Here is a 16,092-nt window from a genome sequence, read left to right on the forward strand (position 1 = left end):
CCCGAGACCGCCTAGCGCGCCGACGCGGCCTCGGCGCGCAGTCCGGGTGCGACGAGCAGCAGCCGCAACCCGGCGAACAGGAGTGTGGTGAGCACCGCGAGCAGCACCACCAGCACGGAACCCCCCAGCATCATCGTCAGGTCCTGGCGGGCCTGGCCGTCGACGATGTAGCGTCCGAGCCCGCCCACGCCCACGTACGCGGCGATGGTCGCGGTCGCGACCACCTGGACCGCCGCGGTGCGCATCCCGATGAGGATGAGCGGGGTGGCCACGGGCAGTTCGAGCTTGAACAGCACCTCGCGGCCGCGCATCCCCATGCCGAACGCCGCGTCGCGCAGGCGGGGCTCCACCCCGCGCACGCCCTCGTGGGTGTTGACCAGGATCGGCGGGACGGCCAGCGCCACCAGCGCGCAGACCACGGGGACGAGCCCGATCCCGGCCGCCAGGACGATGAGGAACAGGACGCCGATGGTCGGCAGGGCGCGGGCGAAGTTGGCGAGGCTCGCGGTGAGGAACCCGCCCACGCCGGTGTGCCCGGTGAGCAGTCCCAGGGGGACGGCGATGACGGCGGAGATCAGCAGGCCGAGCAGGCAGAAGTAGACGTGCTCGGCCATGCGCGCGGGGATGCCCGCGCTCCCGGTCCACTGCGCCGGATCGGCGAACCACGCGACCAGCTCGTTCAGGATGTCCATGGCTGCCTCTCCCCCGGCGTGGTGCGTTCCCCGGCCGGGGTTCCCGCCCCGGCACGTGCGGCGGACGCGCGGGCGACCGCCCTGCGGCCCCGGCCGCTCCTCCCGTCGTCCCGGCGGGCCCAGGGGGTGAGCCCGCGCTGGGCGAGCACGAGCAGGGCGTCGGTGACGAAGGCCAGCAGGACGGTGAGCAGGACGCCGACCACGATGGGCGCGTCGAACTGGCGGCGGAACCCCTCGCTGAGGATCAGCTGGCCCAGCCCTCCCAGACCCACCAGGGAGGCGACGCTGACCATGCTGATGGTGGCGACCGAGGCCACCCGGAGGCCGGCGATGACCACCGGCACCGCCACCGGCATCTCCACGAACACCAGGCGGCGCAGCGGGCCGAAGCCCATCGCCACGGCGGCCTGGCGCACGTGCTCCGGCACCTGGCGGAGCCCGTCCACCACGTTGGGCAGCAGGATCACCAGCGTGTACAGGGCGAGCGGCACGACGGCCGTCCAGTCGCTGAACCCGGTGTAGGGCAGCATCAGGAAGAACAGGGCGATGGACGGCACCGCGTAGAGCACGTTGACGCCGGTCAGCACCGGCGGGTACAGCGCCTTCCAGCGCACGCACGCCAGGCCCAGCGGCACGGCCACCGCGAGTCCGATGAGGATGGACAGGTAGGCCAGCCGCATGTGCTCGGTCAGGCGGGGCAGGATGCCCCGGTCCGGCTCACCCGGGTAGCTCCAGTTCGCCACGCCCCAGTCGAGGACGCCGACCGCCCACTCCCAGGCCCCGCCGATCACTCGGCCACCGACCACAGCGCGGAGCCCAGGTCGTCCTGGGTGACCACGCCGGCCACGCGCCCGTCGGAGTCCACGCCGACGGCGCGGCCGGCCGGGGAGAGCACGGCCGCGTCGAGGGCGGCGCGCAGCGAGTCCGCGCCGACGTCGAACGTGTGGCCGTAGGGGGCCAGGTCGAGCGAGCCGAGGGCGGCCCCGGCGGGGGCGCGGTCGAGCCGGTCCGCCGCGGCCCACCCCAGCGGCATGCGGTCGCCGTCGACGACCAGCACCCAGGGCTCGCCCTTGCCGCGCGCGACGGCGGCCGCCTCGGTCACCGGGGTGCCGTCGCCGAACACGACGTCCTCGCGCAGCGACAGGTCGCGTGCGGGGAAGAACGACAGCCGCCGCACGCCCCGGTCGTAGCCGACGAAGGACTCCACGAACGCGTCGCGGGGGGCGGCCAGCAGGTTCTCGGGGGTGTCGTACTGGGCGAGCCGGCCGCCGGGCCGGAAGACGGCGATGCGGTCGCCCAGGCGGACCGCCTCGTCGATGTCGTGGGTGACGAACACGATCGTCTTGTGCAGGTCGGCCTGGAGCCGCAGCAGCTCGTCCTGGAGGCTGGCGCGCACGACGGGGTCGACGGCGCTGAAGGGCTCGTCCATCAGGAGGATGGGCGGGTCCGCGGCCAGCGCGCGGGCCACGCCGACGCGCTGCTGCTGGCCCCCGGAGAGCTGGTGCGGGTAGCGCCCGGCCTGGGAGGGTTCGAGTCCGACCAGTTCCATGAGCTCGTCGGCCCTGGCCCGGGCCCGGGGCCTGTTCCAGCCGAGCAGCAGGGGCACGGTCGCGATGTTGTCGCGGACGGTGCGGTGCGGGAAGAGCCCGGCCTGCTGGATGACGTAGCCGATGGATCTGCGCAGTTCGGCGGGGTCTCGGCCGCGGATGTCGTCGCCGTCGATGAGGACGGCGCCCCCGGTGGGTTCGACCATCCGGTTGATCATCCGCAGTGACGTGGTCTTGCCGCTGCCGGAGGGACCGACGAAGACCGTGGTCTGTCCGGTCTCCACGGTGAGGTCCAGGTCGTCGACGGCGACCGTGCCGTCGGGGTAGAGCTTGGCAGCGCCCTCGAATGTGATCATCGGCCGGGCTGTCTCCGTTCGGGGACCGGGGTGGTGGTGAGACGGCGGTGAGCAGGCCGTCCGCACGTTACCCGTGTGCAGGTGGATCAAACGGTATGGTCTCGGCCGTGACCCGACCGGGACCTCGTGTCCGCGGCGGGTGGCGTCGGCGGCGGGGCAGGGCGTCGCCGTCCCGGACGCGGCCGGGCCCGGGGGCGCCGGCGGGGCCTTCCGGGTCCGGACACGCGAACGGGCCGGGCCCGTTCGTGGGCCCGGCCCGTGGGCCGGTTCCGCGGTGGTGGCGGCTCAGTCCTGAGCGGCGATCCACGCGGCGAGCTGGTACAGGTCGTCCAGGACGGCGTCGGCCCGGGCCGCGTCGTCCATGGCCGAGTGGCGGTAGCCGTAGATGCCGCGGCGGAGCAGGACCGCGCGCATCCCGGCCTTGAGCGCGGGGACGACGTCGTTGTCGACGCGGTCCCCGACGTAGAGGATCTCGCCGGGCGTGATCCCGGGGCGGCTCCGGCCGGCGAGCTCCACGACCCGGTCGAAGAACTCGGGGGCGGGCTTGGCGACGCCCCAGTCGTCGGAGATGCCGATGCCGTCCACGCCGAGGTCCATGGCGGCCAGGGCGGGTCCGGCCTCGGGCGGCTGGTTGCCCGCGACGACCAGGGAGAGCCCGGCGTCGCGCATGGTCGCGAAGGCCGGGCGCACGTCGGGGTAGAGGTCGCGCACGCCGAAGTGCTCGCGCTCGCCGCCGGGGTCCTCCGCCCGCCACCGGGCGCTCTCCCGGGCCAGGTCGAACCCGGGCACGAGGAGCCGGAAGCCCTCGGTGAGGGTCCCGCCCGAGGCGATGACACCGCCGATGGTGCCGAAGAACGCCATGTGCGGGATGCCGAAGCGGTCGGCCCAGCGCGCGAAGATGCGCGTCTCGTCGACGAGCGTCTCTCCGACGTCGAACACCACGGTACGAATTGTCACGGTCAGGGAGTCTACAAGCACCCCTGTACCGTTCCGGGGGCGGACTGAGCCGGTGGCCGCCCCCGGAACCCCGGTCAGCCGGGCGGTCGCAGCACGGCGAACGCGTCGGTGATCTCCAATCCCCGTGCGCGGAAGCGGAAGAGGGCCGCGGGCCGCCCGCCCGAGCGCCCGGAGGGCACGGAGCGGCCGGTCTCCTCGATCTGCCCGCGCCGCAGCAGGACCCGGCGCAGGTTGGTGGCCGCCACGTCGTGCCCGAGGGCCGCCCGGTAGTAGCCCGACAGCTCCGACATCGTGAACTCGGGCGGGGCGAGCGCGAACCCCACATTGGTGTAGCTGAGCTTGGCGCGCAGCCGGTGGTGGCCGGAGCGGACGATGGACGCGTGGTCGAACGCCATCGCGGGCAGGAGCGCGGCGGGGTGCCAGCCGGTGTCGGCCGGCACGACCGGGTCGATGTTCGCGGGCACGAGCCCGAGGTAGGCCGTGGCCAGGGTGCGGCGCTGGGGGTGGCGGTCGGGGTCGCTGCGCGTCTCCAGCTGCTCCAGGTGGGAGAGGTCGCGCACGTCCACCTTCTGGGCGAGCTGGCGCCGGATGGAGGCGCCGAGGCTCTCACCCGCCCCGAGCCGCCCGCCGGGAAGGGCCCACTCCCCCTCGCACGGGGGGAGGGCCCTGCGCCACAGGAGGACGCACAGTTCTCCCGCGCGGATCTGGAGGACGACGGCGAGCGCCTCGTGCGCCGACAGCACCGCGTGGTCCGCCTCGCCGCAGACGGAGGCCCTGACCTGTCCGTTTGCTTCCGGGTTGTCCACCCTGTCCCTTCCGTTCCTCGTCATGTTAAGCTGCACCAGGTTTGTGCCTGACAGACGAAAACCTGTTCGTCCGCACCGACCTCTCACGGCACGGAGTCCGTACGACGTGCCCACAGCCCCAAGGAAGTAGTTGGACATGGCACCGGTCACCGCCACGGCGGACACCATGACCAGGCAGGAATGGGCCACCGAGGTCCGCCGCCTGGCAGAGGAGCGCGACGCTGTCATCCTCGCGCACAACTACCAGCGCCCGGAAATCCAGGACGTGGCGCACTACACCGGTGACTCCCTCGCGCTGTCCCGCCTGGCCGCCACCGTGGACGCCGGGACCATCGTCTTCTGCGGCGTGCACTTCATGGCCGAGACCGCGAAGATCCTCGCCCCGGAGAAGACCGTCCTCCTCCCGGACCCCGCCGCGGGATGCTCGCTCGCCGACACCGTCACCGCCGCGGACGTGCGCGCCTGGAAGGCCGAGCACCCCGACGCGGTCGTCGTCGCGTACGTCAACACCACCGCGGCGGTCAAGGCCGAGACGGACATCTGCTGCACGTCCTCCAACGCCGCCGACGTCATCCGGTCCATCCCGGAGGACCGCGAGATCCTGTTCCTCCCGGACCAGTTCCTCGGCGCCCACGTCAAGAGGGTCACCGGTCGCGAGAACATCCACATCTGGATGGGCGAGTGCCACGTACACGCGGGGATCGACGGCCACACCCTGCGCGAGCGGGTCGCCGCCGAACCCGACGCCGAGGTGTACGTCCACCCCGAGTGCGGCTGCGCCACCTCCGCCCTCTACCTCGTGGGCAGCGGCGCCGTCCCCCAGGAGCGCGTGAAGGTCCTCTCCACCGGCGGCATGCTGACCGCGGCGGAGAACACCACCGCCAAGAAGGTGCTGATCGCGACCGAGACCGGCATGCTGCACCAGCTGCGCGGGGTCAACCCGACCACCGAGTTCGAGGCGGTCAACTCCCGCGCCGAGTGCCACTACATGAAGATGATCGACGCCGACAAGCTGCTCGGCTCCCTCCGCCACGGCACCACGGAGATCACGGTCGACGCCGACACGGCCGAGCGCGCACGGCGCTCCGTCGAGCGCATGGTCGCGATCGGCTCGCCCTCGCGGGGCGGCGAGTAGCACCGGACCCGTCCCTCCCCGGCCGGCCGGGCCGGCGCCGCCCCCGCGGCCGCTCCCGGCCGGCCACGGAAATTCGGGTAACAGAACTCTTACCTTCGGGATACAGCTGACTCTTTACCTCCACGCCGTCCCCCTCCCCTCGCTACCGTCACGGTTGAGCGGGGGAGAATCGTGACCAGAGATAGCGAAACAGGCGAACCAGCACGGACGGCGATCGAGGCGCTCTACGACGCCTTCGCCCCACCCCTGTACAGGTACGCCTGGTCGCTCCTGGGAGACGATCCGGAGCAGGTCTCCGATGCCGTGCACGACGGGCTGGTGGCGGGCGTCGTCCTCGACGCGCGCCGCTCCGACCCCGCCGACCGGGGCCCCTGGCTGTACGCCCTGGTCCGCTCCGCCTGCCAGCGGCGCGGCCTGGCCCACGTCAGCCCCTACACCGGCCTGGCCACGGTGCCCGCCGAGGCCCCGGTCGCCCGCATGTTCGCCGGGCTGCCCGCCAGCCACCGCGAACTGGTCGAACTGAACCTGCGGCACGCGCTGCCCGCCTCGGCGACCGCCCGCGTCCTGGGCCTGGACCCCGTGATCTGCGGTGAGCTGTCCCGCTCCGCGATCCGCCGCGCGGCCGAGCGCCTGGCGGAGGAGGCCGGCGGACCCGCCCCCACGACCGCGGCGGAACCCGCCCCCGCCGACCGGGGGGAGGCCCTGCCCGAGGCCCTCGGGGGGATCGGCGCCCCCGGCTCCGCGGCGTGGCGCGCCCAGGTCCACGAGGTCTCCTCCGCCCTCGCGCTGCTGCGCCCTCCCGGCCCGCCGCCCGGCCTCCGCGAGCGGGTGCTGCTCACCTGCCTCGACCCCGGGTCGTCCGGCGTCCGCGACCGGATCGCCGCCCAGATGCACCCGCTCACCGGCGAGGGCTACCCCCTGCACCGGTCCCGCGCGCCGGGAGAGCCCGAAGAGGCCCCGGAGGCCATCGAGCCCGGCCCCGAACCCCTCCCCCGGGCCCTGCCCGGAGACCGCCTGACCACCGCGGACCACCCGGCGCACGAGGAGGGGGCGACCCCGCTCCCCGGTCCGCGCCCGCAACCGGACGACGAGGGGGCTCGGCGCCGCCGGGCCGACCACCGCCGCTGGTCGCTGCCCGCCGTCTCCGGCCTGGCCACGGTCGCGGTGGCGGTCTCCCTGTGGGCGTGGGCGAGTGCCGTGGGCGGCCCCTCCACGATGATCGGCACGGCCCCCGCCGAGGCCGAACGCGGTCCCGGCGCCTCGGACGTGGAGACCGCCTCGACCGCCTCCGACGCCAAACCCGAGGCCGGGCCCACCGGCCCGGCCTCCGAACCGACCGCTCCCTCCTCCCCCGAGGTCCCGGGGAAGCCCGGGGACGACGTTCCCGGTGAGGAGGCCACCGGGGAGGGCACACAGGACGGGGACGCCGCGCCCGCGCCGCCGGCCGGGGAGCAGAGCCCGCCGGCCGACGGCGGACCGGACGACGACCCCGACGGCTCGGACAGGGACGGCTCCGGGGACGACGACGCCCCCGGCGACCCGTCCGAGGAGGACGGGTCCGACGACGGGGGCGGTGGCGGTGGTCTGTTCGACGGGCTGCTGGGGCTGCTCTTCGGCGGTGGCTGACGCCGGGGCGCCCCGACCTCCCGGGCGGCCGTCGCGGCCGCACGTGTACGCGGGTGTCAGAAGGCGACGAGGAGGTGCTCGGCCGCGGTGCGCAGCCGCCGTTCGACCTCGTCGACGTCGCGACGCCCCTTGAGGACCTCGACCAGCTCGAAGATCCACACGCTGGTGAGCGAGCCGACCAGGACGTACCCGGCGCCGGTCCGGTCGACCCCGGCGGGGTCCTCCTCCGGCGGGGCGGTTCCGGCGCCCTCCAGGTTGCCGGTGGCCACCCGCCACACCAGGTCGGAGATGCGCACGTCCAGCTCGATCTTGACCTCGGCCATGATGAGCGACCGGATGAGCGCGTCGGCGAGCTCGGGCTCGCGCATCAACCCGCGGGTGGCGCGGAGCAGGACGTCGACGGCGCGCTCGGCCGGGGAGTCGGCCGTGGGCGGCCGGCGGACGATCCCGCCCTCCAACAGGTCGAGCTCCTCGGTGACCACGGCGACCACGAGGTCCATCTTGGAGGGGAAGTACCTGTACAGGGTGCCGAGGGCCACCCCGGCCCGCTCGGCGACCGACCGCATCTGCATGGCCTCGACGCCACCGCGCACGGCGAGCGCGGCCGCCGTCTGCACGATGCGCTTCCGGCGCTGGGTCTGACTTCGCGACATGGTTCCGCTCGGCGCCTGCACCGCCACAGGATCTCTCCCATTCGTCGTCAGTCCGCGCGCTGCCCGCTCGCCACGGCGCTGAGGGCCAGGACTCGGCCGAGGCTCCTGTGAACCCCGACCGTACGAGAACACGTTATCCAACGGTTTCCCTCCCGCGCAGTTCTTCACGCCCATGATCCACACCTCATCGCACGACGTAGCAGTAGCAATACGAAGAGGACGCCAGGCTTTTCGGATATCCCGTCCAAGCTTTATAGAATATGTTCTATTTAGGGGGCTCGCTTGACCCCCGCCCCCTATGCCCCGCCCGGCGCCCCTCCGGCCGCGGTCCCGGAACGGCCACATCCTAGAATCGAACCGGATTCGGTTTCTAGTGAGAGGTCGCCCCCATGCCTGACGTGCCCCCCGTCGAGGACCTCGGGGACGGGGTGTGGAGCCTTCCGGTGCCCATCCCCGGCAACCCCCTCGGCTTCACCTACGTCTACGTCCTGACCGGCCCGGACGGCCCCGTCCTCGTCGACACCGGCTGGGACCACGACGAGTCGTGGGAGGCGCTCGTCCAGGGCCTCGGACGGACCGGGCACGCGGTGGAGGAGGTCCGGGGAGCGGTCCTCACCCACTTCCACCCCGACCACTCCGGCCTGGCCGGCCGCCTTCGCCAAGCCTCCGACGCCTGGATCGCCATGCACCCGGCCGACATCGCCGTGACCGAGCACCTGGGCTCCGTCCCCGCGGAGACCCGCCGCGCCTCGATCGCCGACCAGCTGCGCCGCTCGGGCTTCCCCGACGAGGACGTCCGGACCCTCCTGGACGGACCCCGGCCGTTCACGCCCTCCGCCGTGCCCGACCTCGCCCTGGAGGACGGCGCCGCCGTCGACCTCCCCGGCCGCGACCTGCGCGCGGTGTGGACCCCCGGCCACACCCCCGGACACCTGTGCCTGCACCTGGCGGACGGCGGCAGGCTGTTCACGGGGGACCACGTCCTGCCCCGCATCACCCCGCACGTGGGCCGGTTCCCGCTCCTGTCCGACACGGGCGACCCCCTCGGCGCCTTCCTCGACTCCCAGGCGCGCATGGGACGGCTCCCCGACGCCGACCGGCTGGTGTGCCTTCCCTCACACGAGAGCCGCTTCACCGGGCTCACCGCCCGCTCGGAGGAGATCACCGCCCACCACGAGCAGCGCCTGGACGAGATGGCCGCGCTGCTCGCCGGGGGCCCCGCCACACTGTGGGAGGTCACCTCCCGCCTCGCGTGGAAGCGGCCCTGGACCGGCATGCGCGTCCAGGCACGCCACATGGCCGCCTCCGAGACCGCCGCCCACCTGCGGCTCCTCGAAGCGCGCGGTCTCGCACAGCGTTCGGAGAAGGACGGCCTGCCACGCTGGGTCGCCGTCGCCCCGGCACGGCGCCCGGCATAGGATCCCTTACCAACCGGCCCGACGCCGCCGCCGACCCAACTGCCGAGTAACATATGGGGCGCTCATGCCCGTCACCGGCGAACACGCGCGTCCGCGACGGCGGCCACCCCGCCCGCACACCGGCGGCACGCAGCGGCGGGCGGGCCAGCGACCCAACGAAGAGGTGGACTCTTGACCCAGCCGGGCAACAACACGGGACCGGGCCCACGGCCGTCCGCCGAGCGCCCCCTCCGCGTCGCCCTGCTGTCCTACCGCAGCAAGCAGCACGTGGGAGGACAGGGCGTGTACGTCCGCCACCTGTCGCGGGAGCTGGCCGCCCTGGGCCACGAGGTCACCGTCTTCTCCGGCCAGCCCTACCCGGTCCTGGACGAGGGCGTCACCCTGGAGAAGGTCCCCTCCCTGGACCTCTACAACGACGCCAACCCGTTCGTCGCCCCGCCCGTGCGCGAGTGGCGCGACTGGATCGACGTCCTGGAGGTCGCCACCATGTGGACCGCCGGATTCCCCGAACCCCTCACGTACTCCCTGCGCGCCAACCGCGAACTGCGCCGGCGGCTGGACGAGTTCGACGTCGTCCACGACAACCAGACGCTGGGCTGGGGCCTGCTCGGCATCAAGTCCGCCGGCCTCCCCCTCGTCACCACCATCCACCACCCCATCAGCGTGGACCGCAGGATCGAACTGGAGGAGGCCAAGGGCCTCCAGAAGCTCTCCAAGCGCCGCTGGTACGGGTTCGTGGGGATGCAGGCCCGGGTCGCCCGCAGGCTCGACCCCATCCTCGTCCCCTCCCGGTCCTCGGCGGAGGACATCGCCAGGGAGTTCGGGGTTGACCCTGCGGCCATGGAGGTCACCCCCCTGGGCGTGGACACCCGCTACTTCCACCCGCGCCCCGAGCTGGAGCGCGTCCCCGGCCGCATCGTGTGCACGGCCAGCGCCGACAGCCCGCTCAAGGGCGTGGCGGTCCTCCTGCGCGCCGTGTCCGAGCTCGCCACCGAACGCGACGTCTCCCTGACCGTCGTCAGCAGGCCCCGGCCGGGCGGCCCCACCGACCGGCTGGTGGACGAGCTGAGCCTGCGCGACCGCGTCGAGTTCGTCAGCGGCATCGACGACACGGAGCTGGCCGAGCTGATCGCGAGCGCCCAGGTCGCCGTGGTCCCGTCCTTCTACGAGGGCTTCTCCCTGCCCGCCGTGGAGGCCATGGCCTGCGGCACCCCCCTGGTCGCCAGCCACGCCGGGGCTCTGCCTGAGGTCGTGGGAACCGACGGCGACGCCGGACGGCTCGTCCCCCCGGGAGACCCGGAGGTCCTGGCGGACGCGATCGCCGCCCTGCTCGACGACGGCGCCGAGCGCGGGCGCATGGGCGCCGCCGCCTGGGAGCGCGTCCAGGAGCGCTTCACCTGGCGCGCGGTCGCCGAGCTGACCGCGCGGAGGTACGCCTCCACCATCGACCTCGTCAGGGGCGGCCGCCCCGCCGACGACACCCGTCCCGCGCCCGCGCGGGCCCGCGCGAACGGCGCCTGACCCGGCGGGCCGCGCGCACCACCACCCGCGTCCGCACCACCTAGGGAGCCTCCACTGATCACCGTCGACTTCAACCTGTTCCCCGTCGGACCGGGCGACCGCGTTCTCGACCTGGGCTGCGGCGGCGGCCGGCACGCCTTCGAGGCCTACCGCCGCGGGGCCGACGTCGTGGCCTTCGACCAGAACGTCGGCGACCTCGCCGAGGTCGAGACGATGTTCGCGGCGATGCGCCACGAGGGGGAGGCCCCCGAGGAGGCCAGTGCCGAGACCGTCAAGGGCGACGCCCTCGACATGCCCTTCGACGACGACAGCTTCGACCGGGTGGTCGCCGCCGAGATCTTCGAGCACATCCCGCACGACACCGCCGGGATGAAGGAGCTGTTCCGGGTGCTGAGACCGGGCGGGATCGCCGCGGTGACGGTTCCGAGCTTCCTGCCCGAACGCCTCTGCTGGGCCCTCTCCGAGCAGTACCACACCAACGAGGGCGGGCACATCCGCATCTACACGCGCGCCGAGCTGGAGGCCAAGCTCAAGGCCACCGGGTTCGAGATCGGCCCGCACCACCACGCGCACGCCCTGCACGCACCGTACTGGTGGATCAAGTGCGCGGTGGGCACGGACAACGACGACCACCCCCTCGCCAAGGCCTACCACGACATGCTGGTGTGGGACATGCTCCAGGCCCCGAAGGTGACCCGGATCGCCGAACGCCTCCTCAACCCCGTCATCGGCAAGAGCGTGGTCGTGTACGTGCGCAAGCCGCACGCCGCCTGATGGCCGCCCCGCCCGCCACCGCACCCGCCCCGGAGGGGACCCTGCGCCTGCCCGGCGTGCTCAGCGCCGAGCAGCTGCACCGCTCCGCCCACTACCTGGCGCGGAGCCAGGAGGAGGACGGCGCGATCCCCTGGTTCCCCGGGGGCCACACCGACGTGTGGGACCACGTGGAGTGCGCCATGGCGCTGACCGTCACCGGGCTGAGCGTGCCGGAGCACGGTGAGGCCGCGAGGCGCGCCTACCTGTGGCTGGAGCGGACCCGCCACCCGGAGGGCGGCTGGCCCGCCAAGTTCCGGCAGGGCGTACCGGTCACGGAGCTGCGCGAGGCCAACCACGCCGCCTACCCCGCGGTGGGCCTGTTCCACCACCTGCTCGTCACCGGCGACACCGGGTTCGCCGAACGGACCTGGCCCGTGGTCGAGAGCGGCCTGGAGTTCGTCCTCGGGCTGCGCGGCGAGCACGGCGAGATCCTGTGGGCGCGCTCGGAGGACGGCTCGCCCGGCGACCACGCCCTGCTGACGGTGTGCGCGAGCGTGCACCACGCCCTGCGGTGCGGCGTCGCCCTGGGCGCGCGGCTGGGCCGCGACCGGCCCGAGTGGTCGGCCGCGGCCGACCGGCTGGCGACGCTGATCAACGAGCGGGAGGACCTGTTCTCGGACCGCAGCAGGTTCTCCATGGACTGGTTCTACCCCGTCCTGGGCGGGGCCGTCCGCGGTGCCGCTGCCAAGGAGCGCATCGTGGAGCGCTGGGACACCTTCGTCATGCCGGGGCTGGGGGTGCGCTGCGTGAGCGACCAGCCGTGGGTGACCGCGGCGGAGTCCTCGGAGCTGGTGCTCACCCTGGCCGCCGTGGGGGACGTCGAGGGGGGCGTCCGCGTCATGCGGGACGTCCAGCACCTGCGCGACCCCGACGACGGGGTCTACTGGACCGGCTACCAGTTCGCCGAACAGGTGCGCTGGCCCGTGGAGCGCAGCACGTGGACGTCGGCCGCCGTGATCCTGGCGGTGGACGCCCTCACCGGGACCACGCCGGGGTCCCGGGTGTTCCTGCACACCTGGGACGAGGAGCCCGCGGTCCGGTAGCGGGGCCGCGCCCTGCCCGCGTCCGCGTACGGACGGGAGGGCGGCACAGCACGGCCCCGGCGGTGTCCACCGCCGGGGCTGTGCCTTGTTCCGGGCCTTCGCCTCGGTCCCTGTGCCGTGGGGCCGCCGGGGGCGCCCGGCAGCGCGGGCACCCCCGGCGCCTGCGGCGGGTCGGCCCGTGCCCCGCGAACCCGCCTGCGGCGCCTCCGGAACCCCGCGGACGCCCGGGCCGTGCCTGCGCGGGGCCTCCGCTCCGCTAGGGGATGCCCCACTCCTCGGACCGGCGCGTCTCCTCGCCCCCGCCCGGCGGCGGGACCTCGCCGCCTCCGCCGGGATCCGGCTGCTCCGGGATCCCCGGCTGCTCGGGGTCCGTCGGCACCTCGGGCTGCTCCGGGATCCCCGGTTCCTCCGGGTCCGTCGGCACCTCGGGGTCGGCGGGCTGCTCCGGCTGCTCCTCGCCCTGCGGGGGAGCCTCCGGCTCCTGGGTGGACGGGTCCGGAGCCCAGTACTGCGTGGATCCGGCGAAGGCCGGCTCCGGGAACTGGACCACCTCGCGCCCCTCCATCGCCCTGCGCATGTAGTCGCGCCAGATGGGCGCGGCCACACCGCCGCCGGAGATGTCGTACCCGGGGATGCTGAAGCTCTGGTTGTTCTGGTTGTAGACGCCCACGGCCGTGGACAGCTGCGACGTGTACCCGACGAACCAGGCCGCGACGCTGTTGTCGGTGGTACCGGTCTTGCCCGCCGCCGGGTGCGTGTAGAAGTTGGCGGACGAACCCGTGCCCCCCTCGATCACCTGCCGGAGCGCATGGGTGACGTCGGCCGCGGTGGACTCCTCCAGCGCCCGGGTGCTCTCGACCTCGGGGCGCAGATCCTCGCCCTCGGTGTCGATGATCTCCTTGACCACGTGCGCCTCGACGTGCTCCCCGCCGTTGGCGAAGGTCGCGAAACCGCTGGCCTGGTCGACCGGGCGGACCGTGGAGACGCCCAGGGCCATGGTGGGCACGAGCTGGTTGTCGAGGATGCTCCCGTCGGGGAGCCCCGCCGCGTAGGCGGTGTCCCGGACGTTCTCGTAGCCGGTCTCCATCGTCAGCTCGACGTAGCCGAGGTTGTTGGAGACCCGGGTGGCCTGGACCAGGTCCATGGGGCCGCCCGGCGCGTTGCCGGCGTTCTGGATCGTGGAGCCGGCGATGCTGCGCGGGCCGCTGCCGTTCACGATGCTGCGGAGGCTGTACCCCTCCTCCAGCGCGGTGGCCAGCACGTAGGGCTTGAAGGCCGATCCGGCCTGCGCCCCGCCCAGGAGCGCGCTGTCGTACTGGTTCTCGTAGTAGTCGTGGCCGCCGTAGAAGGCCAGGACCTCGCCCGTGGCGGGGTCGATCGTGGTCAGGCCGACGTTGACGCCCTCGGGCAGGGCCTCCGGGGGGATCGACGCCTCGACCGTCTCGTAGGCGGCCTCCATCAGCTCCTCGTCGAAGGTCGTGACGATGGAGTAGCCCTGGCGGTTGATCTGGTCCTCGGTGTAGCCGAGGTCGGCCATCTCCCGCATCACGGCCTCGTACATGTACCCCCGGTACCCGCTGAGGTCGTTGCCCTCCATGGGCTTCTCCGGCTCGGGGGCGGGGAACTCCATCGCGTCGGCCTCGGCCTGGGTGATGGCCTCGGTGACGACCAGACCGTTGACGACGTAGCGCCAGCGCTGCTCCATCTCGGGGGTGGTCTCCACGTCGGCCTCGCCGAACGGCGTCGGCTGCTGGATCGCCGCGGCCAGGAACGCCGCCTCCTCGGGCGTGAGCTCGTCGACGTCCTTGTGGTAGTACGCCTGGGCCGCCGCCTGGATGCCGTACGCGTTGCGTCCGAAGTAGATGGTGTTGAGGTACTGCTCCATCACCCACTCCTTGGACTCGCTCTGGTCGACCTTGATGGAGATGATGATCTCCTGGATCTTCCTGGAGATCGTCTGTTCCCGGGAGATGCCCTCGTAGTAGTTGCGGACCATCTGCTGGGTGATCGTGGAGCCGCCCTGGACCTGCTGCCCGGTGACGGTGGACCACACGGCCCGGGTCGTCCCCCGGATCGAGACCCCGGGCTCCTCCCAGAAGCCGCGGTCCTCGGCGGAGATGACGGCCTCCACGATGTGGTCGCCGCCGGCCACCATCTCGTCATAGGTGACGGGCTCGCGGTCGGTGCCCCGGTACGCGAACTCCGTCTCGCCGTCGGCGAAGTAGAAGGTCGACCCCTGTTCGAGGGCTTCGGCCTGGGCCGCGTCGGGCACCTCCACCGTGGCGTAGAAGAACGCGAACACGGCGGCGCCGAGGATCACGAACAGGCCCGTGACGATGAGGAAGACCCGGAGGATCCGCCACCACAGGGGCTTCTTGGCCTTCTCGCCCTTGGCCGCCTTCGGGTCTCCAGGGCCCTTGGGGCCGCCAGGACCCGTACCGCCGGGCCCGGCGGGGCCCTTGGGGCCCCCGGGGCCGTTGGAACCGCCCTTGCCGCCCGAACCGTGCGCGGCCGAGGCCCCGGTGGGGTCCTGGCCGCCGGACCGCCCCCCGGGCGACTCGCCGGGAGCGCCGGCGGCGGTTCCGGCGGCCGCGGCGGCACCCGCGGCGCCGAGTGCGCCGGCGCCCACCGAAGCGGAGGACCCGTGCGTGCCCCGGTCTCCCTCACCCGCACCGGACTCGTCGGTCACGTAGTCCGAGAGGCGGCGCGGCGCGGGCCAGAGCGCGGCGGTCTCGGCGGCGGAGGACTCGTCGATCCTCTCCGCCTCGGTCTTGTCCGGAGCGACGGCTCCGGGCGCCGGGAGCTCGTCCCCGTACAGGGGGGCCGACTCCGCGGCGGACGCCCGGTCGGCGGGCCACGAAGCACGGGGGCCGGGATCCCCGGCGACGACCACGGCGTCGGCGGACTCCCCGCCTTCGGCGCCGGTCGCGCCGTCGGCCGCGTCCTGCGGCACGGGGAAGGCCTCGGTCCTCGGGGTGGGACCCTCCTGCGCGGCCTCGGAGGACACGGTGCGAGCGTCCGGAGGAGTGGGGGCCTCCCCGGCGTCGACCGCGTCATCCGTCCCCGGCACGTCCTCGCCCGAGGCGTCGACCGCGTGCGCGGTACCCTCGCCCGGGGACGACGGGGCCCGGTCGGAGCCGTCTTCGCCCGCCCCTGCGGACGAGGACCCCTCCGTCAGGTCGGGATCGTCGTAACCCTGTTCGGCGAGGGTCTGCGCGACCCGCTCCCGGAAGAACGTGCCGCTGGTCTTGAAGGTGATCGGGCTGATGAACTCCGGCTCCGGCTGCTCGCCCGTTCCGCCCTGCGCCTCGTCGGCGTCGTCGGGGGACTCGGTTTCACCACCCTGTGCGGCGGGCGCGCCACTCTCAGAAATGTTCTTGCTGGACAGCTCTTCGGCAGAGGTGTCTTTTACTTCCGGCGTGTGCTCCTCGGGACGCTGTCCATCCGCCCCGCCTTCGCCGTGTGTGCTCTCGCTCAGCTCCCCGCCCCCATGGCAAATCACGTCCGGCACCGTGCCGTCCTTGT

13 protein-coding genes are annotated in these 16,092 nt (G+C 73.5%); 6 read left to right on the forward strand and 7 right to left on the reverse strand.

The features are described 5' to 3' along the window. Positions 1–11: 11 nt before the first annotated feature. The 5 genes from ACQPYD_RS26715 to ACQPYD_RS26735 all read right to left on the reverse strand — a co-directional run bounded on the left by ACQPYD_RS26715 (position 12) and on the right by ACQPYD_RS26735 (position 4,358). Positions 12–692, reverse strand: coding sequence for an ABC transporter permease (locus ACQPYD_RS26715; protein ID WP_433698225.1), 681 nt, complete (start codon positions 690–692; stop codon positions 12–14). Beyond that, a complete protein-coding gene (locus tag ACQPYD_RS26720; RefSeq protein WP_433702138.1) occupies positions 680–1,480 on the reverse strand; it encodes an ABC transporter permease in 801 nt (266 codons plus the stop codon). Before ACQPYD_RS26720 ends, ACQPYD_RS26715 begins: the two co-directional genes overlap by 13 nt. Beyond that, positions 1,480–2,595 (reverse strand): ABC transporter ATP-binding protein, encoded by a 1,116-nt coding sequence (locus ACQPYD_RS26725; RefSeq protein ID WP_433698226.1) that lies wholly within the window; start codon positions 2,593–2,595, stop codon positions 1,480–1,482. The genes ACQPYD_RS26720 and ACQPYD_RS26725 overlap by 1 nt, the downstream gene beginning before the upstream one ends. Before the next feature lie 285 nt (positions 2,596–2,880). Next, entirely contained in the window at positions 2,881–3,552 is a 672-nt protein-coding gene (locus ACQPYD_RS26730; protein WP_267946283.1) for an HAD family hydrolase, read from the reverse strand. Between the two features lie 74 nt (positions 3,553–3,626). Further along, positions 3,627–4,358, reverse strand: a complete 732-nt coding sequence (locus ACQPYD_RS26735) for an NUDIX hydrolase (protein WP_433702139.1) — start codon at positions 4,356–4,358, stop codon at positions 3,627–3,629. Positions 4,359–4,494: 136 nt separating this feature from the next. Here ACQPYD_RS26735 and nadA point away from each other — a divergent pair, with 136 nt between their 5' ends. Both nadA and ACQPYD_RS26745 read left to right on the forward strand, forming a co-directional pair. Then, complete coding sequence (gene nadA, locus ACQPYD_RS26740) at positions 4,495–5,493, forward strand: quinolinate synthase NadA (protein WP_267946285.1); 999 nt, start codon at positions 4,495–4,497, stop codon at positions 5,491–5,493. 171 nt (positions 5,494–5,664) lie between these two features. After that, complete coding sequence (locus tag ACQPYD_RS26745) at positions 5,665–7,119, forward strand: sigma-70 family RNA polymerase sigma factor (protein WP_433698227.1); 1,455 nt, start codon at positions 5,665–5,667, stop codon at positions 7,117–7,119. A 56-nt stretch (positions 7,120–7,175) separates the two neighbouring features. Here ACQPYD_RS26745 and ACQPYD_RS26750 read toward each other — a convergent pair whose 3' ends face one another. Further along, positions 7,176–7,799, reverse strand: a complete 624-nt coding sequence (locus tag ACQPYD_RS26750) for a TetR family transcriptional regulator (RefSeq protein ID WP_433698228.1) — start codon at positions 7,797–7,799, stop codon at positions 7,176–7,178. 362 nt (positions 7,800–8,161) lie between these two features. On the opposite strand from ACQPYD_RS26750, the gene ACQPYD_RS26755 reads away from it, so the two are divergent. The 4 genes from ACQPYD_RS26755 (at position 8,162) to ACQPYD_RS26770 (ending at position 12,567) form a co-directional block, all read left to right on the forward strand. Continuing rightward, positions 8,162–9,190 carry an MBL fold metallo-hydrolase gene (locus ACQPYD_RS26755; protein WP_433698229.1) on the forward strand — a complete coding sequence of 343 codons (1,029 nt, stop codon included), beginning with the start codon at positions 8,162–8,164 and terminating at the stop codon, positions 9,188–9,190. Between the two features lie 171 nt (positions 9,191–9,361). Beyond that, on the forward strand, positions 9,362–10,711 hold the full coding sequence (locus ACQPYD_RS26760) for a glycosyltransferase family 4 protein (RefSeq protein WP_433698230.1): 1,350 nt from the start codon (positions 9,362–9,364) through the stop codon (positions 10,709–10,711). 111 nt (positions 10,712–10,822) lie between these two features. After that, complete coding sequence (locus ACQPYD_RS26765) at positions 10,823–11,485, forward strand: class I SAM-dependent methyltransferase (RefSeq protein ID WP_433702140.1); 663 nt, start codon at positions 10,823–10,825, stop codon at positions 11,483–11,485. Continuing rightward, a complete protein-coding gene (locus ACQPYD_RS26770; protein WP_433698231.1) occupies positions 11,485–12,567 on the forward strand; it encodes a prenyltransferase in 1,083 nt (360 codons plus the stop codon). Before ACQPYD_RS26765 ends, ACQPYD_RS26770 begins: the two co-directional genes overlap by 1 nt. Positions 12,568–12,823: 256 nt before the next feature. Here the strand turns inward: ACQPYD_RS26770 and ACQPYD_RS26775 are convergent, their stop codons facing one another. After that, positions 12,824–16,078, reverse strand: coding sequence for a transglycosylase domain-containing protein (locus tag ACQPYD_RS26775; RefSeq protein WP_433698232.1), 3,255 nt, complete (start codon positions 16,076–16,078; stop codon positions 12,824–12,826). Positions 16,079–16,092 lie beyond the last annotated feature (14 nt).

This window comes from Nocardiopsis sp. CA-288880, assembly GCF_050955985.1.
Lineage (GTDB): Bacteria > Actinomycetota > Actinomycetes > Streptosporangiales > Streptosporangiaceae > Nocardiopsis > Nocardiopsis tropica.